Origin of the sequence: Streptomyces sp. RK62 (assembly GCF_018070255.1) — a bacterium.
GTDB classification, from domain to species: Bacteria; Actinomycetota; Actinomycetes; order Streptomycetales; family Streptomycetaceae; genus Streptomyces; species Streptomyces nigra.
In genome coordinates, this window is sequence record NZ_JAGPYD010000016.1 from 66,829 (window position 1) to 89,719 (window position 22,891).

27 protein-coding genes and 1 tRNA gene are annotated in these 22,891 nt (G+C 71.1%); 15 read left to right on the plus strand and 13 right to left on the minus strand.

Features of this window, described 5'->3' with window-relative positions:
- Positions 1-3 precede the first annotated feature (3 nt).
- The 3 genes from KBY32_RS28195 to KBY32_RS28205 all read left to right on the plus strand — a co-directional run bounded on the left by KBY32_RS28195 (position 4) and on the right by KBY32_RS28205 (position 2,531).
- Entirely contained in the window at positions 4-1,494 is a 1,491-nt protein-coding gene (locus tag KBY32_RS28195) for a hypothetical protein (protein ID WP_247690107.1), read from the plus strand.
- 79 nt (positions 1,495-1,573) lie between these two features.
- Positions 1,574-2,044, plus strand: a complete 471-nt coding sequence (locus KBY32_RS28200; protein WP_055621277.1) for an SHOCT domain-containing protein — start codon at positions 1,574-1,576, stop codon at positions 2,042-2,044.
- Between the two features lie 64 nt (positions 2,045-2,108).
- Complete coding sequence (locus KBY32_RS28205) at positions 2,109-2,531, plus strand: hypothetical protein (RefSeq protein WP_055621278.1); 423 nt, start codon at positions 2,109-2,111, stop codon at positions 2,529-2,531.
- A 63-nt stretch (positions 2,532-2,594) separates the two neighbouring features.
- Here KBY32_RS28205 and KBY32_RS28210 read toward each other — a convergent pair whose 3' ends face one another.
- A complete protein-coding gene (locus KBY32_RS28210) occupies positions 2,595-2,813 on the minus strand; it encodes a twin-arginine translocase TatA/TatE family subunit (RefSeq protein ID WP_055621279.1) in 219 nt (72 codons plus the stop codon).
- 167 nt (positions 2,814-2,980) lie between these two features.
- Here KBY32_RS28210 and KBY32_RS28215 point away from each other — a divergent pair, with 167 nt between their 5' ends.
- The 3 genes from KBY32_RS28215 to KBY32_RS28225 all read left to right on the plus strand — a co-directional run bounded on the left by KBY32_RS28215 (position 2,981) and on the right by KBY32_RS28225 (position 5,911).
- The gene (locus KBY32_RS28215; protein ID WP_210982091.1) at positions 2,981-3,418 is read left to right on the plus strand and encodes a BlaI/MecI/CopY family transcriptional regulator; all 438 of its coding nucleotides are present in this window, start codon (positions 2,981-2,983) and stop codon (positions 3,416-3,418) included.
- Positions 3,419-3,424: 6 nt separating this feature from the next.
- Positions 3,425-4,357: a M56 family metallopeptidase gene (locus tag KBY32_RS28220; protein ID WP_055621280.1), complete on the plus strand. Its 933-nt coding sequence runs from the start codon at positions 3,425-3,427 to the stop codon at positions 4,355-4,357.
- Positions 4,358-4,543: 186 nt separating this feature from the next.
- A complete protein-coding gene (locus KBY32_RS28225; RefSeq protein WP_210982092.1) occupies positions 4,544-5,911 on the plus strand; it encodes an LCP family protein in 1,368 nt (455 codons plus the stop codon).
- An 81-nt stretch (positions 5,912-5,992) separates the two neighbouring features.
- Here KBY32_RS28225 and KBY32_RS28230 read toward each other — a convergent pair whose 3' ends face one another.
- Entirely contained in the window at positions 5,993-6,448 is a 456-nt protein-coding gene (locus KBY32_RS28230) for a tellurite resistance TerB family protein (RefSeq protein ID WP_055621281.1), read from the minus strand.
- Between the two features lie 111 nt (positions 6,449-6,559).
- On the minus strand, positions 6,560-7,513 hold the full coding sequence (locus KBY32_RS28235) for a sporulation protein (RefSeq protein WP_210982093.1): 954 nt from the start codon (positions 7,511-7,513) through the stop codon (positions 6,560-6,562).
- A 129-nt stretch (positions 7,514-7,642) separates the two neighbouring features.
- Between KBY32_RS28235 and KBY32_RS35885 the strand changes: the two genes are divergently transcribed.
- From KBY32_RS35885 to KBY32_RS28260, 5 genes are all read left to right on the plus strand, one after another.
- Entirely contained in the window at positions 7,643-7,951 is a 309-nt protein-coding gene (locus KBY32_RS35885; protein WP_210982094.1) for a hypothetical protein, read from the plus strand.
- A 194-nt stretch (positions 7,952-8,145) separates the two neighbouring features.
- A complete protein-coding gene (locus KBY32_RS35890; RefSeq protein WP_210982095.1) occupies positions 8,146-8,388 on the plus strand; it encodes a hypothetical protein in 243 nt (80 codons plus the stop codon).
- 321 nt (positions 8,389-8,709) lie between these two features.
- The gene (locus tag KBY32_RS28250; protein ID WP_210982096.1) at positions 8,710-9,492 is read left to right on the plus strand and encodes a DUF5707 domain-containing protein; all 783 of its coding nucleotides are present in this window, start codon (positions 8,710-8,712) and stop codon (positions 9,490-9,492) included.
- Positions 9,493-9,593: 101 nt separating this feature from the next.
- On the plus strand, positions 9,594-9,821 hold the full coding sequence (locus tag KBY32_RS28255) for a type II toxin-antitoxin system VapB family antitoxin (RefSeq protein WP_055621285.1): 228 nt from the start codon (positions 9,594-9,596) through the stop codon (positions 9,819-9,821).
- On the plus strand, positions 9,818-10,225 hold the full coding sequence (locus KBY32_RS28260) for a PIN domain nuclease (RefSeq protein WP_210982097.1): 408 nt from the start codon (positions 9,818-9,820) through the stop codon (positions 10,223-10,225). The genes KBY32_RS28255 and KBY32_RS28260 overlap by 4 nt, the downstream gene beginning before the upstream one ends.
- A gap of 30 nt (positions 10,226-10,255) precedes the next feature.
- Here the strand turns inward: KBY32_RS28260 and KBY32_RS35725 are convergent, their stop codons facing one another.
- The 4 genes from KBY32_RS35725 to KBY32_RS28275 all read right to left on the minus strand — a co-directional run bounded on the left by KBY32_RS35725 (position 10,256) and on the right by KBY32_RS28275 (position 12,895).
- The gene (locus tag KBY32_RS35725) at positions 10,256-10,387 is read right to left on the minus strand and encodes a hypothetical protein (protein WP_282108030.1); all 132 of its coding nucleotides are present in this window, start codon (positions 10,385-10,387) and stop codon (positions 10,256-10,258) included.
- 473 nt (positions 10,388-10,860) lie between these two features.
- Positions 10,861-10,934 (minus strand) — tRNA-Pro (locus tag KBY32_RS28265).
- Positions 10,935-10,967: 33 nt separating this feature from the next.
- Positions 10,968-11,786 (minus strand): Pr6Pr family membrane protein, encoded by an 819-nt coding sequence (locus KBY32_RS28270; RefSeq protein ID WP_210982098.1) that lies wholly within the window; start codon positions 11,784-11,786, stop codon positions 10,968-10,970.
- A gap of 182 nt (positions 11,787-11,968) precedes the next feature.
- Positions 11,969-12,895 (minus strand): metallophosphoesterase, encoded by a 927-nt coding sequence (locus KBY32_RS28275; protein ID WP_210982099.1) that lies wholly within the window; start codon positions 12,893-12,895, stop codon positions 11,969-11,971.
- A gap of 141 nt (positions 12,896-13,036) precedes the next feature.
- Here KBY32_RS28275 and KBY32_RS28280 point away from each other — a divergent pair, with 141 nt between their 5' ends.
- A complete protein-coding gene (locus KBY32_RS28280; protein ID WP_055625084.1) occupies positions 13,037-13,501 on the plus strand; it encodes a GatB/YqeY domain-containing protein in 465 nt (154 codons plus the stop codon).
- A gap of 78 nt (positions 13,502-13,579) precedes the next feature.
- Here the strand turns inward: KBY32_RS28280 and KBY32_RS28285 are convergent, their stop codons facing one another.
- A complete protein-coding gene (locus KBY32_RS28285; protein ID WP_210982100.1) occupies positions 13,580-15,877 on the minus strand; it encodes a transglycosylase domain-containing protein in 2,298 nt (765 codons plus the stop codon).
- A gap of 481 nt (positions 15,878-16,358) precedes the next feature.
- On the opposite strand from KBY32_RS28285, the gene wblA reads away from it, so the two are divergent.
- Complete coding sequence (gene wblA, locus KBY32_RS28290) at positions 16,359-16,697, plus strand: transcriptional regulator WblA (RefSeq protein WP_055625082.1); 339 nt, start codon at positions 16,359-16,361, stop codon at positions 16,695-16,697.
- Positions 16,698-16,732: 35 nt separating this feature from the next.
- Here wblA and KBY32_RS28295 read toward each other — a convergent pair whose 3' ends face one another.
- Together KBY32_RS28295 and KBY32_RS28300 are read right to left on the minus strand one after the other, a co-directional pair.
- Positions 16,733-18,208 carry an ArsA family ATPase gene (locus KBY32_RS28295; protein WP_247690109.1) on the minus strand — a complete coding sequence of 492 codons (1,476 nt, stop codon included), beginning with the start codon at positions 18,206-18,208 and terminating at the stop codon, positions 16,733-16,735.
- Between the two features lie 52 nt (positions 18,209-18,260).
- Positions 18,261-19,241 (minus strand): ArsA-related P-loop ATPase, encoded by a 981-nt coding sequence (locus KBY32_RS28300; RefSeq protein ID WP_055625080.1) that lies wholly within the window; start codon positions 19,239-19,241, stop codon positions 18,261-18,263.
- 105 nt (positions 19,242-19,346) lie between these two features.
- On the opposite strand from KBY32_RS28300, the gene KBY32_RS28305 reads away from it, so the two are divergent.
- Positions 19,347-19,508 carry a DUF4177 domain-containing protein gene (locus KBY32_RS28305; RefSeq protein WP_010986011.1) on the plus strand — a complete coding sequence of 54 codons (162 nt, stop codon included), beginning with the start codon at positions 19,347-19,349 and terminating at the stop codon, positions 19,506-19,508.
- Positions 19,505-19,972 carry a RidA family protein gene (locus KBY32_RS28310; protein ID WP_115504570.1) on the plus strand — a complete coding sequence of 156 codons (468 nt, stop codon included), beginning with the start codon at positions 19,505-19,507 and terminating at the stop codon, positions 19,970-19,972. Before KBY32_RS28305 ends, KBY32_RS28310 begins: the two co-directional genes overlap by 4 nt.
- An 88-nt stretch (positions 19,973-20,060) precedes the next feature.
- On the opposite strand, the gene KBY32_RS28315 is transcribed toward KBY32_RS28310, so the two are convergent.
- The 3 genes from KBY32_RS28315 to KBY32_RS28325 form a co-directional block, all read right to left on the minus strand.
- A complete protein-coding gene (locus tag KBY32_RS28315; RefSeq protein WP_210982101.1) occupies positions 20,061-20,906 on the minus strand; it encodes an MBL fold metallo-hydrolase in 846 nt (281 codons plus the stop codon).
- Between the two features lie 76 nt (positions 20,907-20,982).
- Complete coding sequence (locus KBY32_RS28320; RefSeq protein WP_210982102.1) at positions 20,983-21,870, minus strand: NUDIX hydrolase; 888 nt, start codon at positions 21,868-21,870, stop codon at positions 20,983-20,985.
- 312 nt (positions 21,871-22,182) lie between these two features.
- The gene (locus tag KBY32_RS28325; protein WP_015658871.1) at positions 22,183-22,857 is read right to left on the minus strand and encodes a Crp/Fnr family transcriptional regulator; all 675 of its coding nucleotides are present in this window, start codon (positions 22,855-22,857) and stop codon (positions 22,183-22,185) included.
- Positions 22,858-22,891 lie beyond the last annotated feature (34 nt).

Consider the following 22,891-nt stretch of genomic DNA (forward strand, 5'->3'; position numbering starts at 1 on the left):
CCGATGCCCCCGGATGCGACCCCCGAGCCCCCCGAGCCCCCCGAATCCGGCGCCGGCATGTCCGGTCCCGGCACGCCCGGCCCTGGCACCCCCGAACCCCCCGAGCCCGGTCCCGGCACGCCCGGTCCCGGCACGCCCGGTCCTCGCACGCCCGGCCCTGGCACCCCCGAACCCCCCGAATCCGGCCCCGGCACCCCCGGCCACCGGGTGCTCTCCCCGGAGGAGGCGGCCGCCTACGAACGGCTGCGCCACGCCTCCACGCAACGGCACCGCAAGGCCCGCTACGCCGGGTCGTCGCTGCTGCTGCTGATCACCCTGCTGCTGTCGGTGCCGGCCGTCGTCGCCGCCTGGACGGCCGACACGGTCTCCGACACCGACCGGTACGTCGACACCGTCGCGCCTCTCGCGTCCGAACCGGCCGTGCAGGACGTCGTCACCGACCGGCTGACGGCCCGGGTCGTCGCCAACGTCGACGTCGACGCGGTGACGAGGGAACTCGGCAAGGCGCTCGCCGACGCCGGGGCGCCCCCGGCCATCGTCGACCGGACGGAGGCGCTCGCCGGGCCGCTGAAGGCCGCCGTGACGGACGTCGTGCACGGCATCATCAACCGGGTCGTCACCAGCGGCACCTTCGAGGAGGTGTGGGTCGACGCCAACCGGCGGGCCCACGCGGCCGTCGTCGGCATGCTCACCGGTGACGACAGCGGGGCGGTGCGCGCCGAGGGCGACAGCATCAAGCTGGACGTCGGTCCCCTGATCGACGACGTCAAGCAGCGCCTGGTCGCGCAGGGCTTCGACAAGGCGTCCGCGATCCCCGCGCCGGACGCGCAGATCACCCTCTTCCAGACCGACAAGCTGAACGAGGCGCAGGACGCGCTGCGGCTGCTCGACGTCATGGGCGCCTGGCTGCCGGTCATCACGATCGTGCTGGCCGCGCTCACCGTGTGGATCGCGCCGGCCCACCGCGTGATGCTGCTGATCACGGCGTCCGGCATCGCCGTCATGATGATCGTGCTGCTCGTCGGCCTCGCCGTCGCCCGCCGGATCTATCTGGACTCCGTGCCCACCTCGGTCCTGCCCACCGACGCCGCCGCGGCCATCTACGACACCTTCGTGCGCTTCCTGCGCGACAGCACCCGCACCCTGCTGGTCGTCGCTGTGATCACGGCGCTCGCCGCCTATCTGTTCGGCCCGAGCCGGGTCGCCCGCTGGGTGCGCGGCCAGTCCGCGCGCGGCACCGGCGCCGCCGGGCACGCCCTGCGCGACGCGGGACTGCGCACCGGCGCGGCCGGGCGCTGGCTGGACACCCACCGCTCCTGGAGCACCGGAATCGTCATCGGTGCCGGGGCGCTGGCCCTGCTGCTGTGGAACCGGCCCACGGTCGGCGTGGTGGCGCTGGTCGTCGGCCTGGTGGTGGTCGCCCTGGCCCTGGTCGCCGTACTGGCGGCGACGGCGACCAGGCCGCCCAAGACCGACTTCACCCGTCCAGGGTGAGGTCGCTCGACGTGAACATGCGCACTCTGATGGCAGCGGGACCGCTGGACGGGACCGCACGCCGTGACGGAGGAGAGCGATGACCGGTCACACCTACCTCGCGTACGACTACCCGCTGCTCAGCATGTTCTGGACGCTGCTGTGGTTCTTCCTCTGGATCATGTGGTTCATCCTGCTGTTCCGGATCATCGGTGACATCTTCCGGGACGACGCGCTGAGCGGCTGGGGCAAGACCGGCTGGCTGATCTTCGTGATCGTGCTGCCGTTCCTCGGTGTCTTCGTCTACCTCATCGCCCGCGGCAAGGGGATGGGCGCCCGCGAGATCGCCCACGCCCAGGCGCGGCAGCGCGCGTTCGACGAGTACGTGCGCGACCGGGCCGGTGAGGCGGGCGGCCGCAGCAGCGCGGACGAGCTGGCCAGGCTCTCCGAGATGCGCAACCGCGGTGACATCGACGACGACGAGTTCCGCCGGGCCAAGGAACTCGTGCTCAGCGGTGCCGGCCCGACGGCCGGCGCCTCCACCCCGCCCTCCTCGGGCTCCCGGGTCTGACCGCCCGGGACGGACACCACGGGGAACCACCAGGGGCCCCGCGGAACAGAGAATCGAGGCACACATGGCCACCTCACACTCGCGCCAGGACCAGACGACCAAGTACGCGTGGGCCGCGGGCCTGACGGCCTTCGCCGCGGTCATGCTGACGATCGCCGGTCTCATCGCGATCTTCCGCGGCATCATGGGGATCGCCGAGGACGACGTCTTCCTCGCCACCCGCAACTACGTGTTCGAGTTCGACCTCACCGGCTGGGGCTGGGTCCACCTCATCCTCGGGGCGATCGCCGTGATCATCGGCATCGGGCTGTTCCAGGCGTCGACCTGGGCCCGGGTCGGCGGCGTGGCCATCGCCGGGCTGATCATCATCGCCAACTTCCTGTCGCTGCCGTACTACCCGGTGTGGTCCGTGGTGGCCATCGCGATCTCCGGATTCGTGATCTGGGCCCTGTGCGTCACCCGGCGGGACGACATGCGCAGCTGGTGACGTCCGCCCCGGCGGGAGGGCGTCTCCGGATCTTGGGGCCCCGGCGGAAGGCGGGGCCCTCTCTCATGCCTTCGGCTCGTCCGGGCGCGGGGTGACCGTCTCGCCCGGGATCACCCGCGGCGCGGCCCGCTCGCCGTCGTCCTCGTCCTTCATCGCCCGGGCCTCGGCCTTGAGGATGCGCGCCGACTTGCCCGCCGAGCGGGTCAGTTCGGGGAGCTTCTTGGCGCAGAGGACGGCTATGACGACGATGAGGATGATCGCGATCTCGCTCAGTCCGAACATGAGGTCCGCTCCTCCTGGTGGCCGGGCGGCCGGCCGCGACGGCGGGCCGTACCGCCAGGAATCTACAGGAGTGTAGATAGCCGGGGGGAGACCGTCTCTGCTTTCCTTACGTCGAGCCGTTGTACGGGGCCGACGTGACGCGCGGGCCGGCGGGAGGGAAACAGGGCATGACGGAAGAGCGACGAGGCTCCCGGCGCCGGGGGCAGGGCGAACTGGAGGCGCTGGTCCTGTCGGCGCTGGGCGAGGCCGACGGCCCGGCGACGGCGGGCTGGGTGCAGGAACGCCTCGGCGGCGACCTCGCCTACACCACCGTCATCACCATCCTGACCCGGCTGCTGGCCAAGGGCGCCGTCACGCGGGAGCGTGCGGGCCGCTCCTTCGCCTGGACCCCGGCCTCCGACCAGGCGGGCCTCGCCGCGCACCGGATGCGCCGGGTCCTGGACGCCGAGAGCGACCGGGAGGCCGTCCTGGCGAGCTTCGTCACCGGTCTCGGCCCCGACGACGAACGGCTGCTGCGCGACCTGCTCGGCCGGGCCGGAGGGGCGGATCGAACGGATCGGACGGGCGGCCGGACGGGTCGGGTGCACGGCGCGGGGGAAGACTGACGCCTCATGGGGGTCTTCGTCTTTCTGCCGCTCGTCCTGCCGCTGACGGCCTGGCCGATCGCCCGGCTGGCCGAGCAGCATCTCCACCCCCGCACCGCGACCCGGCTGCTGACCGCCGTCGCCGCGGTGATGGCCGCGTGCAGCACGGTGTGCCTGGCCCTGGTGATGGTCGTCGGCACCGCCCAGCTCCCCGGCAACCCGCTGCCCGACGGCTGGTCCGACCCCGAGGTGCGGGCCGCCGTCCCCTACGACGAGGTCGTCGGCAAGGCGGCGATCCCGGCGCTGTGCGCGGTCGTCGTGGCCTGCGCCCGGACGCTGTGGCGGCACGCCCGGGTACGCCGCCGGGCGCACCGCGCGCTGTCCGGGCTGCCGCCGACCGGGGTCGCCGTCCTGCGCGACGAGACGCCGTACGCGTACGCCCTGCCCGGCGGCCGGCGCGACCGCGTGGTCGTGACGACCGGCCTGCTGGACCGCCTGCAACCCGCCGAACGCCGGGCGCTGTTCGCGCACGAGCGGGCCCATCTGACCGGCGGGCACCACCGGTTCCTGCTCACCGTGCAGCTCGCGGCACGGGCCAACCCGTTCCTGCGCCCGCTGCGTACGGCCGTCGTCTACACCGCCGAGCGCTGGGCCGACGAGGAGGCCGCCCGGCGGATCGGCAGCCGCCGGACCGTCGCCCACGCCATCGGCAAGGCCGCGCTGGTGTCCCGGGGCACTCCCGCGCCCACCCTGGCCGGCTTCGCGGCGCCCGGCCCGGTGCCCCGGCGGGTCGCCGCCCTGCTCGGCCCGGAGCCCGCCGTACGCCGCTGGCCGTCGCTGTTCACCTCGGTGGGCCTCGCCGCGTGGTGCGCGGCCGCCGGGACGGCCGTATCGGCGATGTCCTCCGCGAACGCCGCCGTCACCATGGTCCTGATCCTGAAAGCGGCGACCCCGCTCTGACCCCCCTTGTCCATCGCGCGAGTTGACGGATTCCGTCCGCCGGGCAACGGAAGGGGCGCGGGTCGTCGTCTGTTCAAGGGGGGACGGACGGGACGGACGGCCGGTCGGGTCGTCGTATGTCCGTATCCATGTAGGGTGCGACGGACCCCAGGGGGAGGGAACGTGAGCGGAACGGGGAGGCGGCGCATGGCGTCGTCCGGTGCGCGCAGGACCCGTCTGACGCGGAGGGGCCGGATACTGGCCTGGACCGTCGGCGTCACCTCGGCGGTCGTGCTCGGCGTGGCCGGCGTCGGCGCGTGGATCTACCAGGACCTCGACGGCAGCATCGGGTCGGCCGACGTGGACGACAAGATCGGCGGCGACCGGCCGGAGAACCTCAGCCCCGGCTCGAAGAACATCCTGGTCGTCGGTTCCGACAGCCGCGACGGCGCGAACGCCAAGTACGGCAAGGACCTGACCACCATGCAGTCGGACACGCTGATGGTGCTCCACGTGCCGGCGAACCGGAAGTGGGCGACGGTCGTGTCGTTCCCGCGTGACTCCTGGGTGGAGATACCGGCCTGCGAGAACGGGAACGGCGGCACCTCGCGCCCCCACCACGCCAAGATCAACGAGGCGTTCGCGATCGGCGGCTCCGGCGGCGAGGTCTCCGGGGCCGCCGCCTGCTCCATCAAGACGGTCGAGGCACGGACGGGCCTGCGCATCGACCACTTCATGTCCGTCGACTTCCAGGGCTTCAAGGGCATGGTGGACGCCCTCGACGGCATCGAGGTCTGCCCCGAGGAGGCCATCCACTCCGAGAAGGCCCGCCTGGACATGGAGGCCGGCTGCCAGACCGTCACCGGCGAGAAGGCCCTCGGCTACGTCCGCGTCCGCTACGGCGTCGGGAACGGCTCGGACATCGGGCGCATCGGCCGCCAGCAGGAGTTCATGAACGCCCTCGCCGAGAAGGCGCAGGACCGGCTGACCAGCCCCACCTCCCTCTACGGCTTTCTGAAGTCGGCCACCAAGTCCCTGACCACCGACCCGGATCTGGCCGGAATCAAGCCCCTGTACGCCCTGGCGTCCGAGCTGCGGGGCATCCCGAGCGACCGGCTGACCTTCGTCACGGTCCCCAACTACCCGCGCGAGGCCGACGTCCCCACCGACAGGGCCAACGTCGCCTGGCAGTACCCGCACGCCACCGATCTCTTCAGCTCCCTGGCCAAGGACAAGGAGGTCGACGGCGACCGTCTGAAGGCGGACACGAAGGTGCCGTTGTACGCCTCCTCGGTCAAGGTCCAGGTCCTGAACGGCACGTCGACGGCCGGCCTGGCCGGCACGGTCGCCGCGAAGCTGCGCGAGGCCGGCCTCACGGTCACCGGCACGGGCAACGCGCCCGAGTCCTCCGGCAGCACCGAGATCACCTACCCGGCGGACCAGAAGCAGCAGGCGAGAGCGCTGGCCGCGCATCTGCCGGGGGCACCGGGGCCGAAGGCGGCGGACGCGAACGCGGGGGCGGGCGTGATCACGCTGGTCGTGGGCGACGATCTGGACGTGGACCGGATCCGCTGACCCTTCGGGTATACGGCGCGTCGGGCCGGCCCGTGCTCGCTCGCACGGACCGGCCCGACGTGTGAACGCTCCGGCGACCGCTCAGAGGTCGAACTCGTGCGGCGGCAGCCCGAGGGCGTAGCACGCCTCCCGGACCACGGCCTGCTCGTCCTTGTCGAAGTGCCCGTCGGCGCCGCCGATGACGATGCCGATCTGGACGACGGCACGCGCCTCGGCGGGCTTCTTCTTCGCCTTGGCGATCTCCTGCATGACGCTCACCTTGCCGAAGTCGAAGTCGGTGGTGAGGCGGTCCAGGTTCTCCTCGAAGCGACGGCGCAGATCGTCGGCGGGGAAGTTCTGCAGCACCTCGTTGGCCGAGATGAGCTGGGCGACCCGCTGCCGCTCGGACGGATCGACGGTGCCGTCGGCCGCGGCGACGAGCGCGCACATCGCCATGCTCGCGTCGCGGAAGGCACCGCTCTTGAGGTCGTTCTTCTTCGCCACCAGCTGGGTCTGCATCGTCGATGCGGACTCCTTGATGCGGTCCCACAGGGCCATGGGAGGACTCCTCCGTCGCTCGTTCCCGGCATTTGTTTCTACAGTGATGTAGAAACTATCAGGTGCCCGGTGACATCACTGCCCGGTGGCGCCACTGCCCGGTGGCGCCACTCACTCCTCCTCGTCCTCCTCGCCCTCGAAGAAGTCCCCGACCTCGTCGACGACTTCGGCGGCGACCAGGCCGCCGGCCACGCCGACCGCGAGCCCGGCGGCCCCGGCGGCGACGGCGGTCCCGACACCGGGACCGGAGTGGTGGCCGTGATGCGAGGCACCGCTGTGGGGGTCCCCGTACGACGAGGCCCGGTGCTCGACCAATCGCCGTACCCACCCGTCGACTTCGGCGTTCCAGTCCCGGCTGTCGTCGTGCCCGACGGTGACGTGCGTGAGCGCGTCATGACCGTCGGAGGCCGGCCCTCCGCGCTTGTCGGCCTCCAGGACCACCTCCACACCGCCCGGCCCGGCGAGGAAGGTCACCTCGATCTCGTTCACCTGGTGCGCGTACCGCGGTGACGGGGTGAGCTCGATCTCCTGGTAGAAGGGCAGCAGCTGTCCGGTCCCACCGATGTGCCCGTACTCCAGATCGGCCGACCGGAATCCGAACCCGAGCTGCCCGAACGCCTCCAGGACGGCCTCCTGTACGGGCAGGGGCGCGACGGCGAGCGGGTCCAGATCGCCCTTGTCCCGCGCACCGGCGACGGACAGTTCGGTGCGCACGCCGAGGACGACGCCGAGCGGCTGCCCGTACAGCTCGGTGATGGGCGTCTCCCACGGCAGCACCAGGCCGAACGGCACCGAGCGCTCCTCGCCCGCCGCGAGCCGGAATCCACCGCCGACGGTGACCCGCTCGAAGGCGACGACGCCCTCGCTCTCCCCGTCCGCGTGCTCGGCCTCGACCCGGGCGACGAGTTCGAGGGTGATCTGCTCGATGTCGAAGTCGGCGGTGCCGCCCTTGAGGAGGACCTGACCGCCGAGTGTGCCGCCGGGGAGGGCGGGGCCCGGGTCGAGGGCCGTGTCCACCGTGGGCCCCCCGACACCGAGCGAGCCGAGCAGTCGCTTGAACACCATCGTGGCGTCCACTCCTTCACGTCCGTGCATGGTTGTTCTACAGGCGCGTAGAAGAATAGGCGGGGCGGACTCCGGGCGTCGCCGGCACAGGCTGAAACCGGCCGGGCAGGTGTGGTGAGGGTGCAGGCGATGCTCCGCACCGAAGCCGCACCGGTCGCGCCGCGCACAGGGGACGCACCGGCACGAGAGGCCACCGCCGCGACGGGACGACGGCAGGGGCGGACACCGGCGGAGCCCCGACGGGCCCCCGCCGCCCGCGACCCCTTCCTGGACAACACGAAGTACCTGGCGGTCCTGTTGGTCGCGGCGGGCCACGCCTGGGAACCGCTGCGCGAGGGCAGCAGAGCGGTCACCGCGCTCTACACGCTCGTCTACGCCTTCCACATGCCGGTGTTCGCACTCATCTCGGGCCATCTGTCACGGCACTTCGACGCCTGACGGCACCGGCGTGGCGCTCGGTACGCCGTCCCGTCCCCCGGGCCCTGGCGATCGCCGCCCTGGCGACACTCACCCCGTCCCTCGGCGACGACCTCGACCTGCAGCGCGTCCTGCAGTTCCTGCCGTACTTCGTACTGGGCCTGACGTTGGGCGAGAGGGGCGACGCCCGGCTGCACGACGGTCTCCCGCGCGTCGTGGCCGCCCCCCTCCTGATGGCCGCCCTGGCCTGCGCCTACTGGATGGCCCCTGACCTGGGCTACGCGTGGTTCTTCCACAACGACAGCGCGGCCGGCCTGGGCGCCCCGGCCTGGGCGGGCCCGTTGACGACCCTGGCCACCTTCGCCTGCTCGCTGACCCTGGCGGCCTGCTTCCTGGCCTGCGTACCCCGGCACCGGACATGGTTCACCCCGCTGGGCGCCGGAACGCTGTACGCGTAGCTCCTGCACGGCTTCGTAGCCCGAACGGCAGAACACGAGGGCTGGTACGGAGGGGTGTGGCTCCGCCACCCGACTGGCGCGGCGACCTTGACGCTGCTGGCGGCGGCACTGACGACGGCCCTGTGCACCCCACCGGTCCGCCACCTGTGCCAGGCAGTCCTGGAGAAACCGCAACGCAGGACGCTGACACAACTGACCGGCCGCTGACCAGCAAAGAAACGCCCCCGCCCCCCTGCCGCACTGATCATCCACCTGCGTACACTGCGGTCGATTTCATCGGCGGCCCGCCGCACCAGGCGGGCCCGACCCCTCGGGGACTCCATGCGAAGATCGACGATCGGTTCCGCCCTGCTCGGCTCCGTGGCCCTGGCCGCCCTCCTCACGCCGGGCGCGCGGGCGGACGACGTGGTGGGCAACCTCGACCTCGGCACCTTCAAGATCACGGGTGGCGGCGGCTCGGGCAACGACGTCGTGCTCGGCATCACCGAGCGCAGGACGATCACCGTCAAGCTGACGGCGAGCGACGACTCCGGCATCAAGTCGGCGGACTTCACGCTCTACCACGGCAGCACCCTGGCCAAGGCCGACGCGAAGCTGAAGGCCACGGAGACGACGGCGGCGTGCACCGCGAGCGGCACCACGTCCACCTGCACGAAGCACTACACGATCGACCCGCGCGCCTCGCTGAAGAACTCCCTGGCCGGCACCTGGAAGGTCGCTGTCCAGGCCAAGGCGAACGACGGCGACTACGTCACCACCGACGGCCACACCTCGTTCTTCCTGAAGCGCTACGCCAAGCTCACGGCCAACGCCTCACCCGAGCCCATCGCCAAGGGCCGCACCCTCACGATCACGGGCAAGCTCTCCCGTGCCAACTGGGACACCCACGACTACCGCGGCTACACCGGCCAACGCGCCTACCTGGAGTTCCGCCGACCGGGCACCACCTACTACGAGTCCCTCGGCTACACCCTGACGAACTCCACCGGCGTCCCCACGGCCAAGGTCACGGCCACGGCGGACCGCTACTGGCGCTACGAATTCAGAGGCACGATGACGACAAGTGCCGTAAAGGCCCCGGGCGACTACGTGGACGTGCGCTAGTCCACCGGACGGCACGCACGCCTGACTGACCGAGCCCCCCGCCCCGTATACATCCCGCCATGTATACTGATACACGTCTCGATGTATACGGAGGTGGGTCCATGAGCAGAACCGTCATCGACCTTGACGACGACGCTCTGGAGGCCGCAGCCAAGGAGCTGGGCACCTCCACGAAGAGGGACACCATCAACACCGCCCTGCGGGAGATCGTCGCCCGCAACCGCCGCCTGCGCGCCCTGCACGAACTGCAGGACCTGGCGGCCGAGGGTGCTCTCGACGTCGAACTCCTCCTGGACAAGCGCACCTACCGAGGCGGCTCCGCGCGGTGAGCGTGCCCGATTACCTGATCGACACGTCAGCCCTGGCTCGCATGCTCCTCCGTCACACGACGGAGGAGTGGGAGCAGCGCATGGCGGCCGGGCTGGTCGCCCTGTGCGACCTCACGGAGCTGGAACTGCTCTACTCCGCACGTTCCGCGAAAGATCGCGAAGCCCTCCAGGAACGACTGAACCAGTTCGCCTGGTGCCACATGCCCGACGGCATCTACCGGCGCGCTCGCGTCGTCCAGCGCGAGCTCACGGCCAAGGGAGAGCACCGCAGCGCCGGAGCCATCGACCTCCTCGTGGCGGCAGCAGCGGAGGAAGCCGGCCTCACGCTGCTGCATCACGACCGCGACTTCGAGACCATCGCCCGCACCACCGGCCAGCCGATCCACATGATCGACCTCAAGTAGCCGCGTACGCCGACGGATGAGCCGCAGGTCTCATCGGTCAGCTGTCCCCAGGGCCCGGTCGTGCAGCGCGACGAGTTCGCGCAGATCATCGGAGACCATGACGCTGGCGAGCCGCCCGGCGCCGATGCGGAGAACACCGCTCAGCACGCTCTCACGGCTCATGCGGGCCCCATGGCACCCATGGCACCGAGCACGAGACACACCGTGCCGAAGAGAAAGAAGCAGACCACGGCGATCATGACGGAGCCGAGCCGGACGACTCCGGCACTCTTGCGTTCTCGCACCACCAGGGAGCCGGAGATCCGTTGTCCAAGAGCCAAAGAGCTTGGTAGCCGCCCGTTCCGCCGGAGCATCCGCCCGAAGCTGATGAGCGCTATCCCAAAGATCAGAGTGAGCGCGCCTGTCTGGAGCTGGTAGACCGGGTCGTAGGCGTGCGAAGCAGCGATGATCAATGAGCCCCCCAAGGCAGCGTCGGGCAGAGGCACCGCCCGCGGCAAGAAACAACCCCATCCTGCCCACCGCCACCACTGAGCCTCTGGGCGGGCCCGGAGCGCTGGGCATGTGGATGGACACACATGCAGAAACAGGTGAGGCACCTACCGAATTCGGTAGGTGCCTCACCTGGTGTTTCACTGTCGGGGTGGCGGGATTTGAACCCACGACCTCTTCGTCCCGAACGAAGCGCGCTGCCAAGCTGCGCTACACCCCGATGTCGCTGCTTGTCGCGGCGACGTCGTTTACTTTAGCCCACCGGTGGCTGGAGACGAAATCCGGTTTGTGAGCGGTGGTGGACGCGGCCGCGCAGTGGGTTCGGGCGGACGTGGTCCACGGCCACCAGGAGGAGCGCGAGGGCGTATATGCCGAGGCCCATGAGCAGCGCGTTGCCCAGGACGCTCTTGAGGCCGTGGCCGGCGACGTCGAGGAAGGGGTACAGGTAGCGGACCGGCTCGGGGGGGACCAGGAACTCGCCTCGAGTCAGGACGAAGCCCAGGTAGACCACCGGGTAGAGGAGCCAGGGCGCCGCCTGGCGCAGGTGCAGGTCGCGTGGGGGTGTCAGGAGGAGCCAGTCCAGCAGGGCCGCCAGCGGTGTCACCGTGTGCAGGATCTGGGTCGTCACCGCGTGCCAGCCCGTCGGGTCGGCCGCCGAGCCCGTGAGGACGCCGGGGAGGGCGAAGGGGCTCGAGTCGTTCGCCAGGAGCAGGTGGTAGGTCAGGCCTGTGACCAGGGCGTAGAGCAGGGTCGCCCCGGTCAGGGACGAGGGGAGCGGGCGGCGGGCCGTCCAGGCCAGGCGTGCCGACGCGGCGAAGACCAGGGCCAGGAGGATGTTGCTCTGGATGGCGAAGTGGCTCAGGGTGCGCAGGGGGCTGCCCAGGGTCAGTTCGATTGCCACGGCTGCTGTAGCCAGTAGGGCGGTCAGGAGGCGGAAGGCGGCCGTCGGGCGGCGGGGGGCCGGGGTGGCCACCGCCGTGGCGGGGACGTGGGACGGCATCAGTATGGGCACGCCCGGTATCGCGGGCAGATCCGGGATGTCCCTGGGTATCGGGGGTATCGGGGCGCTCATGCACCTCACGCTAGGGAGCGGGGGTGAAATGGGCGATATGGGTGGGCCGGGTGGGTTACCCCGCCCGGCCCAGCCGCAGAGCGTGAGGCCCCTGCCGGCTCAGCTGAGGCCCCGCCCGGCTCAGCAACAGCACCTGAGGCCCGCCCGGCCCGTCCGCAGGACCTGAGCCCCGCCCTGCAGGCCTACTCCCGGCCCACCAGCGTCAGCAGTGTCGCCTCGGGAGGGCACGCGAAGCGGAACGGGGTGTAGCGGTTCGTGCCGCAGCCCGCCGAGACGTGGAGGTAGGACGTGTGGCCGTCCGCCGTGTGGGTGGAGAGGCCCTTCACGCGGTCCGTGTCCAGGTCGCAGTTGGTGACCAGGGCGCCGTAGAAGGGGATGCACAACTGGCCACCGTGGGTGTGGCCGGCCAGGATCAGCGGGTAGCCGTCGGCCGTGTAGGAGTCCAGTACGCGCAAGTACGGCGCGTGCACCACGCCCATCGCGAAGTCCGCCGCGCCGGACGGGCCGCCCGCCACCCGCTCGTAGCGGTCCCGCTTGATGTGCGGGTCGTCGAGCCCCGTCAGCTCCACGGACACGCCCTCGACCTTGAGCGTCCCGCGCGTGTTCGTCAGGTTCAGCCAGCCCGCCGCGTCGAAGCCCTCGCGCAGGTCCTCCCACGGGTTGTGGATCGCGCCGACCGCGGGCGGGTTGCCGTTCAGGCCGTGGCGGCCCTGCGTCTTCTCCAGCAGGTAGCGGGCCGGGTTGCGCAGCTTGGGACCGTAGTAGTCGTTGGAGCCGAACACATACGCGCCCGGGAACTCCATCAGCGGGCCCAGCGCGTCCAGGACCTCCGGCACGCCCTCCGGGTCGGACAGGTTGTCGCCCGTGTTGATCACGAAGTCGGGGCGCAGCCCGGCCAGGGAGCGCAGCCAGCGCTGCTTCTTGCGCTGGCCGCCGACCATGTGGATGTCGGAGACCTGGAGCACGCGCAGCGGCCGCATGCCGGCCGGGAGGACGGGGACCGTCACCCGTCGCAGCCGGAAGGAACGGGCCTCGAAACCGGCCGAGTAGAGCAGACCGGCGGCGCCTACCGCCGTGATGCCAAGGGGTACTCCGTATCGCGCGCGCATACGACCATCGTGTCAGACCGGGGAAGTGCCCCGCGCCCGGCGGTCCCTGAGCGGCCGCCTCTGCCTCCGGTACGGCCTCCTGGCGCAGGTCCCTTTAAATAAGCGGGCGTTCCGGTCCCCGCACCTGCGACAATCGGACACATGACCACGCTCAAGTCGAAGCTGCAGGAAGACCTCAACGCCGCGATCAAGGAGCGCGACGAGCTCCGCTCCTCGACGCTCCGGCTGACGCTCGCCGCGATCACCAAGGAGGAGGTCGCGGGCAAGACGAAGCGCGAGCTCTCCGACGACGAGGTGCAGAAGGTGATCACCCGCGAGGCGAAGAAGCGCCGGGAGGCCGCCGAGGCGTTCGCGCAGGGCGGGCGTGCCGAGCAGGCCGAGCGGGAGAAGGCGGAGGGCGAGGTCCTCGCCGCCTACCTGCCCAAGCAGCTCAGCGACGACGAGCTGAACCAGATCGTGGCGCAGGCCGTCGAGGAGGCCAAGGCCGCCGGTGCCGAGGGCCCGCGGGCCATGGGCGCGGTCATGAAGATCGTGAATCCGAAGGTGGCCGGGCAGGCCGAGGGCGGCCGGGTCGCCGCCGCCGTGAAGAAGCTTCTCGCCGGCTGAAAGGCCCTAGCCAGGGGCGATACGACGAAGGGCCCGGCCTATGTGCCGGGCCCTTCGTCATTGCCGCATCAACGGGCGTCAGCCACGCCCTCCGGTGCCGTTCCCGTTCGACTGGCCCCGCCAGAAGCCCTCCGGGATGGAGACGGACGGGTCGGGCTCGGGGCCGCCCGTGCCACCGTCGGCGGCGCCGCCGCCGTTGGCCCCGCCGACCAGGCCGCCGATGAAGCCGTCGCCGTTGCCGTTGTCGTCGCCGCGCCCGTGGTCGTCGTCATCGTCGTCGCCGCGGCCCTTGTCCCGGTCCTCGTCCTCGTCCGGGATGTGCACGGTGTGGAACTGGTCGGCCGGCTTGCCCTCCAGCGCGCCCGACATCGCGTCCCGCCAGATCGGGCCCGGGACCCGGCCGCCGTAGACCAGGTCGTGGTACTGGCCGCCGATGTAGATGTTCCGCATCTTGACCTTCTGGGTGGCGCTGCCGACCCAGACCGCGCCCGACAGGTTCGGGGTGTAGCCCACGAACCAGGCGTTGCGCCGCTCGTCCGTCGTACCGGTCTTGCCGGCGCTGTCCCGGGACGTGAGGCCGGCCTCCTTGCCGGTGCCGGAGTCGACCACGCCCTGCAGCAGGCTGTTCACGGTGTCGGCGGTCTTCTCGGACATCGCCCGCGAGCACGTCGACTTCGGCACCTCCAGCGTCTTCTGCTGGTCGCCGACCCGCTGCGTGATCGCCTCGATGGCGACCGGCGTGCAGTACATGCCGCGCGACGCGAAGGCGGCGTACGCGCTCGCCATGGTCAGCGGGGAGAGGCCGACGGAGCCGAGGGCGATGGCGGGCCGCTCCGGGAGCTTGTCGCCGTTGCCCTGGCGGACCTGGAGGTGGTCGGTCATGTTCACGACCGGGCACAGGCCGATGTCGGCGATCATCTGCACGAAGTACGTGTTGACCGACAGCTCCATCGCCTTGCGCAGGCGGTACGGGCCGTGCTCCGACTCGCTCTCGTTCTCCAGCTTCTCGCCGCGCAGATTGGTCCACGGCTTGCTGTCGCACGTCTGGACCGGGCTCGGGTACTCCATCTGGTACGGCGACGAGTACTCCTGCGTCGGCGGCCGGCCCTCCTCCAGCGCGGCCGCGGCCACGAACGGCTTGAACGTCGAACCTGTCGGGAAGCCGAAGTTGGAGCCGCCGTACGCCGCGTCCACCGAGTAGTTCAGCTCGGTCTGGTTCTTGCCGGAGCCGTACGGCTTCGACTGGCCCATGGCGAGGACCTTGCCGGTGCCGGGCTCGACGAGGGTGGCCGCCGCGGCGACCTTGTCCGACTTGTAGACGTGCTGCTTGAGCGAGGCCTGGACCGACTTCTGGGCCTTCGGGTCCATGGTCGTCTTGATCGTCAGACCGCCGCGGTTCCAGATCTTGGCGCGGGCCTCGCGGTTCTTCCCGAAGACCGGATCGTTGAGGAAGACGTGCTTGACGTACTCGCAGAAGAAACTGGCGCCCTTGACGGCCGTGATGCAGCCGTTCTCCGGCCGGTGGACCTTCAGGTCCAGCGGGGCCTTCTTCGCCGCGTCGGCCTCCTGCTGCGAGACGTCACCGAGGTCGGCCATGCGCTGCAGGACGACATTGCGCCGCTTCGTCGCCTCGGCCTCGTCGTTGATCGGGTCGTACCGGCTCGGCGACTGCACGATGCCGGCGAGCAGCGCGGCCTCCTGCAGCTTCAGGTCCTTGGCGGACTTGGAGAAGTAGCGCTGGGCGGCGGCCTCGACGCCGTACGCCTGCTGGCCGAAGAACGTGATGTTCAGGTAGTTCTCGAGGATCTTCTTCTTGCCGAGCTCCTCCTCGACCTGGATCGCGAACTTCAGTTCCTTGATCTTGCGGCCGAGGGTCTGCTGGGTGGCCTGCGCGACCTTGGTCGGGTCGTCGCCGGCCTCCTCCACGAAGACGTTCTTCACGTACTGCTGGGTGAGCGTCGAGGCGCCCTCGGAGACGCCGCCGCTCTGCGCGTTCTTGTTGAGCGCGCGCAGGATGCCCTTCAGGTCGACCGCGCCGTGCTGGTAGAAGCGGGCGTCCTCGATCGCGACGATCGCCTTCTGCATGTACGGCGAGATGTCCTTGAGGTCCAGCACCGTACGGTCGCGCGAGTAGACGGAGGCGATCATGCCGCCCTCGGCGTCCAGGATCGTGGTGCGCTGGCTCAGCGGCGGGGTCTTCAGATTGGCGGGGAGCTCGTCGAAGCTCTCGACCGACCCCTTGGCCGCGAGCCCCAGCGCGCCGACGGCGGGCAGCGCGATGCCCGCCAGCACGGCTCCTGCGAGCACACTGACACCGAGGAACTTCGCGGCCTGCTGCGTTGCCGACAGACCACCGCCCGAGCGCTTCTTTGGCATGGGGGAAGCCTAAACCGTAGAGATGAGCGAACCGAGGGCCGACCGTGCCAGGTCATGGCATGGCGGGGTGACGCGGGCCACGGTGCCTTCCCATTCGCCGGACAGGCGCACAGGCCTTGGCCTAAGCTGCTCTCAACTGTCACAGCAGTGCGGCCACGTATCAATACGTCCGGCGACCCCGAATCGTTCCGGAGGTTCCCCACTTTTTCTGGTGGGCGCGTGTCCGAATCCGCCTCGTGTGTCACACGGCGTCCGTTGTGACGCAAGCCAACTGTCCCGCTTTGCCGGGAAGGTCGCGCATGTCGCCAGCTCACTCCCCCGGGTGATCTGCCGCTTACCCATAGTCCGTTCGGACCATTCAAGATTGGGCCCGCTGGGGGTGTTGCGCTGTGCCCACCTTCCGTAACGTCCTCAACTGGCGGCGGTGAATATGCCGCTGCCGCCGTGGGGGAGCCTCGATTCGGGAGAGGACGGCGCCGGTATGGGCTGGGTAGTCGACTGGAGTGCGCAGGCGGCCTGCCGCACTACCGATCCGGATGAACTGTTCGTTCAGGGAGCAGCGCAGAACAGGGCCAAGGCGGTGTGCACCGGCTGCCCGGTGCGCACGGAGTGCCTGGCGGACGCGCTCGACAACCGCGTCGAGTTCGGCGTGTGGGGAGGCATGACGGAGCGAGAGCGCCGCGCACTGCTGCGCCGGCGGCCCACCGTCACGTCGTGGCGCCGGCTGCTGGAGACGGCGCGCACGGAGTACGAGCGGGGAGCGGGGCTGCTGCCCCTCGACGACGACGAGGTGTACGAGGACTACGCGGCCGTCGGCTGACGGATCGAGGCCGTGAACGCGGCCGCAAGGGTGGGTCAGGCCTCGGGCGCCGTGGTGGGTGGCTCGGGGTCCGGCAGCTCCGGCCTGTTGGCCGCGAGCCGGTTCCCGATGTCCCGCAGCCCGGCCAGGTCGTGGACGTCGCCGGGCAGCGCGGCCACTTCGGCCACCGCCACCTCGGGGTGCAGCGCGGCGAAACGGTCGCGCGTGCGCTGCTCGCGGGAGAGCAGTTGCATACGGTCGGCGTGCAGTCTCAGCAGGCCGGCCGTGAGTTGGTCGACGGACCGCTCCACATGCGGAGCGCCCGTCTCGGGCTCGTCAGGGGCCGCGATGCGCTCCATGTCCGTGGCGGCGGGGGAGCCTGCGTCGGGAGCTGGTGCCTCGGGAGCGGCCGGGTCTGAACTGTCGTACGTGTCGGGGGAGTTACGAAGACCAGCTTTCCCGTGCTCCTGATCCACAATGCGGGGCTCTTCAAGATTTTCCGCGGCGGCGAGCGCCCGCTCGGCCGACAGACGGTCGGCGCCGCTGCCGTGGACCCGGTTGAGGACCAGCCCGGCGAGCGGCATGTCCTCCGCGGCCAGCCGCTCCACGAAGTACGCCGCCTCCCGCAGCGCGTCCCGCTCCGGCGCCGCCACCACCAGGAACGCCGTACCGGGCGCCTGGAGCAGCTTGTACGTGGCGTCCGCGCGCGTGCGGAAGCCGCCGAACATCGAGTCCATCGCCGCCACGAACGTCTGTACGTCCTTCAGCAGCTGTCCGCCGAGGAGCTTGCCGAGGGCGCCGGTCATCATCGACATGCCGACGTTCAGGAACTTCATGCCGGCGCGCCCGCCGACCTTCGCCGGGGCCAGCAGGACCCGGATCAGCTTGCCGTCCAGGAACGAGCCGAGCCGCTTGGGCGCGTCCAGGAAGTCCAGCGCGGAGCGGGACGGCGGGGTGTCCACGACGATGAGGTCCCACTCGTCCCTGGACCGCAGCTGGCCCAGCTTCTCCATCGCCATGTACTCCTGCGTGCCCGCGAAGCCCGCCGAGAGCGACTGGTAGAAGGGGTTGCCCAGGATGGCGGCCGCGCGTTCCGGGTCCGCGTGCGCCTCGACGATCTCGTCGAAGGTGCGCTTCATGTCGAGCATCATCGCGTGCAGCTCGCCGTCGCCCTCTACGCCCTTCACACGGCGCGGAGTGTTGTCCAGCGAGTCGATGCCCATGGACTGGGCGAGGCGGCGGGCCGGGTCGATGGTCAGCACGACCACCTTGCGGCCGCGCTCGGCCGCCCGCAGGCCCAGTGCCGCGGCCGTCGTGGTCTTGCCTACGCCGCCGGAGCCGCAGCACACGATGATCCGGGTCGACGGGTCGTCGAGCAGGGGGTCCAGGTCGAGGACGCGGGAGGGGGAGAGGTGGGGGCGGCGGGGGGTGTCCTGGGCCTGTGGGTGTGGCTGTGCCTGTGTTCGGCTTTGGGTTTGCGCCGGGTTCCGCTTCCGCGCCGGGTTCTTTTCCGCGGGCTTCGGACCAGTCATGACATCCCCTCATCCCCTGCTTCCAGGGCCCACGCCCCTGACCTGCGGTCGGTCACCATGACAGGTCCTGTTCCCGCAGCTCGCGCGCCAGGGCGTACAGGCCCGCCAGATCCATGCCCTCGGCCAGCAGCGGCAGTTCGTGCACCGGAAGGCCCAGGTCGGTCAGGACCCCGCGCTGCTCGTGCTCCAGCGCGTGCCGTTCGGCGTACTCCGCGGCCTGGCCCAGCAGCGGGTCGACCAGCCGCTCGGCCAGCCCGCCCCGGCGCGCCCCGCCCAGCCCCGCCGCCGACAGCGACTTGGCCACCGCGGCGCGCGGGACGCTGCGGACGAGTTCCAGATCGGTCGCGTCCAACACCTCGGGGCGCACCATGTTCACGATGATCCGGCCCACCGGCAGCCGCGCCGCGCGCAGCTCGGCGATGCCGTCCGCGGTCTCCTGGACGGGCATCTCCTCCAGCAGCGTCACCAGGTGCACAGCCGTCTCCGGGGACTTCAGGACCCGCATCACCGCCTGCGCCTGATTGTGTATCGGCCCTATCCGGGCCAGCCCCGCCACCTCGTCGTTGACGTTCAGGAAGCGGGTGATGCGCCCGGTGGGCGGCGCGTCCATGATCACGTAGTCGTAGACGAAGCGGCCCGCCTTGTCCTTGCGGCGCACGGCCTCGCAGGCCTTGCCGGTCAGGAGGACGTCCCGCAGTCCCGGCGCGATCGTGGTGGCGAAGTCGATGGCGCCGAGCTTCTTCAGGGCCCGGCCGGCGCCGCCCATCTTGTAGAACATCTGGAGGTAGTCCAGAAGGGCCAGTTCGGGGTCGATGGCCAGGGCGAACACCTCCCCGCCCCCGGGTGCGACGGCGATCTTCCGCTCCTCGTAGGGCAGCGCCTCCGTCTCGAAGAGCTGGGCGATGCCCTGCCTGCCCTCGACCTCGACGAGAAGCGCCCGCTTCCCCTCCGTCGCGAGGGCGAGCGCGAGTGCGGCGGCGACCGTGGTCTTTCCGGTCCCGCCCTTACCGCTGACGACCTGGAGCCTGCTCACGTCTTCGAGCCTAACCAGTCGGTGCGCCGACTACGCGACAGCCTGTGGACAACGTGACGCGGTCGGCCGTCCGGGTCGGCCGGGGCAGCGGATAAAGTCGGCCGCATGACCAAGTGGGAATACGCAACCGTGCCTCTGCTCGTCCACGCCACGAAGCAGATTCTGGACACCTGGGGCGAGGACGGCTGGGAGCTCGTCCAGGTCGTGCCCGGGCCGAACAACCCGGAGCAGCTCGTCGCCTACCTGAAGCGGGAGAGGCAGGCATGAGCGCGGTCGAGGAGAAGCTCGCCGAGTTGGGCCTGACGCTGCCGGAGGTCGTTCCTCCGCTGGCCGCCTACCAGCCTGCCGTGCAGTCCGGCGTGTACGTGTACACCGCCGGGCAGCTGCCGATGGTGGACGGCAAGCTTCCGGTGACCGGCAAGGTGGGTGCCGAGGTCACCGCCGAGGAGGCGAAGGACCTCGCGCGTGTCTGCGCCCTGAACGCGCTCGCCGCCGTGAAGTCGGTCGCGGGTGACCTCGACCGGATCGCGCGTGTCGTGAAGGTGGTCGGCTTCGTGGCCTCCGCCTCGGACTTCACCGGGCAGCCGGGTGTCATCAACGGCGCGAGCGAGCTGTTCGCCGAGGTGCTGGGTGAGAAGGGCGTCCACGCGCGCAGCGCGGTGGGGGTCGCCGTGCTTCCGCTGGACGCGCCTGTGGAGGTCGAGGTGCAGGTGGAGCTGCGCGGGGCTTAGTCCTGCGGGGCGCTTGGCCCTGCGGGGCGGTGGGGTTTGTGGGGACGAGCCTCTGTGGTTTAGGTGGGTTTGTCCCTGCGGGCCGGTTTCAGAGGGATGGGCGCTCGATGATGCCGTGTTCCTCCAAGTAGTCCAGCTGCGCCCGGACCGACAGTTCCGCCGCCGGCCAGAGCGAGCGGTCCACGTCCGCGTACACGTGTGCCACGACCTCGGACGGTGAGCGGTAGCCGTTCTCCACGGCCGTCTCGACCTGGGCCAGGCGGTGGGCGCGGTGCGCCAGGTAGAACTCGACCGCTCCCTGCGCGTCCTCCAGCACCGGGCCGTGGCCCGGCAGGACCGTGTGGACGCCGTCGTCGACCGTGAGGGACCTCAGGCGCCTCAGGGAGTCCAGGTAGTCGCCCAGGCGGCCGTCGGGGTGGGCCACGACGGTCGTCCCCCGGCCGAGGATCGTGTCGCCGGTCAGGACCGCCTGGTCGGCGGGCAGGTGGAAGCACAGCGAGTCGGCGGTGTGGCCCGGCGTCGGGACCACTCGCAGTTCCAGGCCGCCCACGGTGACCACGTCCCCGGCGGCCAGGCCCTCGTCGCCCAGGCGCAGCGCCGGATCGAGGGCACGCACGTGCGTGCCGGTCAGTTCCGCGAACCTCAGGGCGCCCTCGGCGTGGTCCGGGTGGCCGTGCGTGAGCAGGGTCAGGGCGATGCGCCTGCCCGCGCGTTCCGCTGTCGACATCACGTTGCGGAGGTGGGCCTCGTCCTGGGGGCCCGGGTCGATCGCTACGGCGAGGTCGGAGTCCGGTTCCGCGACGATCCAGGTGTTCGTGCCGTCCAAGGTCATCGGCGACGCGTTGGGGGCCAGGACGTTGACGGCGCGGGCGGTGGCCGGGCCGGAGACGACCGTGTCTCGTGGCTGGCCGGGGAGGGTTGCGGCGTCCGTCATGCGGTGCGGCCTTCCGGGGCGGGTGTGGGGGCTGGCGGCTGTGCGGGGGCGGGTGCGGGTGCCGGTGCCTGGGCGGTCATGCGGGGGCTTCGCCGGCGGTCGGGATGTGCTTCGTGAACTCGTCGTGGCCGGGCCAGGCGAGGACGATCTCGCCGTTCACGAGGGTCGCCTGTGCGAGGACGGGGGTGAGGTCGCGGTCTTGGGCGGCGGCGAGGGCCTCGGCTGCTGTGTCGTACGGGGTCAGCTGGCGCAGGGTCGCGATCGTGGGCGGCATCATCAGGAGTTCGCCCTTGTCGTACGCCGCCGCGGCCTCGGAGGGGTGGATCCAGACGGTGCGGTCGGCCTCCGTGGAGGCGTTGCGGGTGCGCTGGCCCTCGGGGAGGGCGGCGACGAAGAACCACGTGTCGTAGCGGCGGGGCTCGAACTCGGGGGTGATCCAGCGGGTCCAGGCGCCGAGGAGGTCGGAGCGGAGGACGAGGCCGCGGCGGTCCAGGAACTCGGCGAACGACAGGTCGCGGGCGACCAGGGCCGCGCGGTCCGCCTCCCAGTCGTCGCCCGTGGTGTCGCCCACGACGGTGTCCTCGGTGGGGCCGGCGAGCAGGACGCCCGCCTCCTCGTAGGTCTCGCGGACCGCGGCGCAGACGATCGCCTGGGCCGTGGCCTCCTCGACGCCGAGGCGGGAGGACCACCACGCGCGCGTGGGGCCCGCCCAGCGGATCTCGTGCTCGTCGCGGGGGTCCACGCCGCCGCCGGGGTAGGCGTAGGCGCCGCCGGCGAAGGCCATCGACGTGCGGCGGCGGAGCATGTGGACCAGGGGGCCGGGTGCGGTTGCGGTGGGTGCGTCGTCGTCTTTGAGCAGCATCACCGTCGCGGCGCGTCTGGGGGCTACCGGGGTGAGGCTTCCTTCCGCGAGCGCGCGGATGCGGTCCGGCCACTCCGGTGGGTACCACTGCCCGTTTGCCATGGGCGCGAGGCTATCTCTTGGCGCGCGGATGTTCGAGGGGGGCCAGGGGGGTGAGGTGCGGGTTTGTGCCTGCGGCGGCCCGTGCGGGGCCGTGGGGGTGCGCCTGGCGCCTGCGGTGTCTTTCGGGGGCGGGGCCGTGCCGGGGGGTGTCCGTCCTCGGTCCGGCGGCTCGGTGCGTTTGTCAGTGGGCGTACGTCGACGCCGGCCGCTGCGGGCGGACACCCCCCGGCACGGCCCCTCACGCCGTACGCGGGTGCGGCGCATGCAGCGAGGTCCCGCCTCGGTGGGGGGCGGGACCTCGTGTGCGGCTGATTAGCGCGAGCGCTTGGCCAGGCGTTCTACGTCGAGGAGGATCACCGCGCGGGCCTCCAGGCGGAGCCAGCCGCGCTGGGCGAAGTCGGCCAGGGCCTTGTTGACCGTCTCGCGCGAGGCGCCGACCAGCTGGGCCAGCTCTTCTTGCGTGAGGTCGTGGACGACGTGGATGCCCTCCTCGGACTGCACGCCGAAGCGGCGGCTGAGGTCGAGCAGGGCACGGGCCACGCGGCCGGGGACGTCCGAGAAGACGAGGTCGGACATCGCGTCGTTGGTGCGCCGGAGGCGGCGGGCGACGGCGCGCAGGAGCGCGGTGGCCACCTCGGGGCGGGCGTTCAGCCAGGGCTGGAGGTCGCCGTGGCCGAGGCCCAGCAGCTTGACCTCGGTCAGCGCGGTGGCCGTGGCCGTGCGCGGGCCCGGGTCGAACAGGGAGAGCTCGCCGATGAGCTCTCCGGGGCCGACGACGGCGAGCATGTTCTCGCGGCCGTCGGGGGACGTGCGGTGAAGCTTGACCTTGCCCTCGGTGACGACGTAGAGCCGGTCGCCCGGGTCGCCCTCATGGAAGAGGGAGTCGCCCCGTGCGAGCGTCACCTCACTCATGGAGGCGCGCAGTTCCGCGGACTGCTCGTCGTCGAGAGCCGCGAAGAGCGGATTGCGCCGCAGAACGTCGTCCACGAGTTCTCTCCTTGTCGACCTGCTCAGGGGGTCG

Coding starts and splice junctions, on each gene's coding strand:
- KBY32_RS28195 (WP_247690107.1), top strand. CDS start 4: ATGCCCCCGGATGCGACCCCCGAGCCCCCCGAGCCCCCCGAATCCGGC.
- KBY32_RS28200 (WP_055621277.1), top strand. CDS start 1,574: ATGACCGGTCACACCTACCTCGCGTACGACTACCCGCTGCTCAGCATG.
- KBY32_RS28205 (WP_055621278.1), top strand. CDS start 2,109: ATGGCCACCTCACACTCGCGCCAGGACCAGACGACCAAGTACGCGTGG.
- KBY32_RS28210 (WP_055621279.1), bottom strand. CDS start 2,813: ATGTTCGGACTGAGCGAGATCGCGATCATCCTCATCGTCGTCATAGCC.
- KBY32_RS28215 (WP_210982091.1), top strand. CDS start 2,981: ATGACGGAAGAGCGACGAGGCTCCCGGCGCCGGGGGCAGGGCGAACTG.
- KBY32_RS28220 (WP_055621280.1), top strand. CDS start 3,425: ATGGGGGTCTTCGTCTTTCTGCCGCTCGTCCTGCCGCTGACGGCCTGG.
- KBY32_RS28225 (WP_210982092.1), top strand. CDS start 4,544: ATGGCGTCGTCCGGTGCGCGCAGGACCCGTCTGACGCGGAGGGGCCGG.
- KBY32_RS28230 (WP_055621281.1), bottom strand. CDS start 6,448: ATGGCCCTGTGGGACCGCATCAAGGAGTCCGCATCGACGATGCAGACC.
- KBY32_RS28235 (WP_210982093.1), bottom strand. CDS start 7,513: ATGGTGTTCAAGCGACTGCTCGGCTCGCTCGGTGTCGGGGGGCCCACG.
- KBY32_RS35885 (WP_210982094.1), top strand. CDS start 7,643: ATGCTCCGCACCGAAGCCGCACCGGTCGCGCCGCGCACAGGGGACGCA.
- KBY32_RS28250 (WP_210982096.1), top strand. CDS start 8,710: ATGCGAAGATCGACGATCGGTTCCGCCCTGCTCGGCTCCGTGGCCCTG.
- KBY32_RS28255 (WP_055621285.1), top strand. CDS start 9,594: ATGAGCAGAACCGTCATCGACCTTGACGACGACGCTCTGGAGGCCGCA.
- KBY32_RS35725 (WP_282108030.1), bottom strand. CDS start 10,387: ATGAGCCGTGAGAGCGTGCTGAGCGGTGTTCTCCGCATCGGCGCCGGG.
- KBY32_RS28270 (WP_210982098.1), bottom strand. CDS start 11,786: ATGAGCGCCCCGATACCCCCGATACCCAGGGACATCCCGGATCTGCCC.
- KBY32_RS28275 (WP_210982099.1), bottom strand. CDS start 12,895: ATGCGCGCGCGATACGGAGTACCCCTTGGCATCACGGCGGTAGGCGCC.
- KBY32_RS28280 (WP_055625084.1), top strand. CDS start 13,037: ATGACCACGCTCAAGTCGAAGCTGCAGGAAGACCTCAACGCCGCGATC.
- KBY32_RS28285 (WP_210982100.1), bottom strand. CDS start 15,877: ATGCCAAAGAAGCGCTCGGGCGGTGGTCTGTCGGCAACGCAGCAGGCC.
- wblA (WP_055625082.1), top strand. CDS start 16,359: ATGGGCTGGGTAGTCGACTGGAGTGCGCAGGCGGCCTGCCGCACTACC.
- KBY32_RS28295 (WP_247690109.1), bottom strand. CDS start 18,208: ATGACTGGTCCGAAGCCCGCGGAAAAGAACCCGGCGCGGAAGCGGAAC.
- KBY32_RS28305 (WP_010986011.1), top strand. CDS start 19,347: ATGACCAAGTGGGAATACGCAACCGTGCCTCTGCTCGTCCACGCCACG.
- KBY32_RS28310 (WP_115504570.1), top strand. CDS start 19,505: ATGAGCGCGGTCGAGGAGAAGCTCGCCGAGTTGGGCCTGACGCTGCCG.
- KBY32_RS28315 (WP_210982101.1), bottom strand. CDS start 20,906: ATGACGGACGCCGCAACCCTCCCCGGCCAGCCACGAGACACGGTCGTC.
- KBY32_RS28320 (WP_210982102.1), bottom strand. CDS start 21,870: ATGGCAAACGGGCAGTGGTACCCACCGGAGTGGCCGGACCGCATCCGC.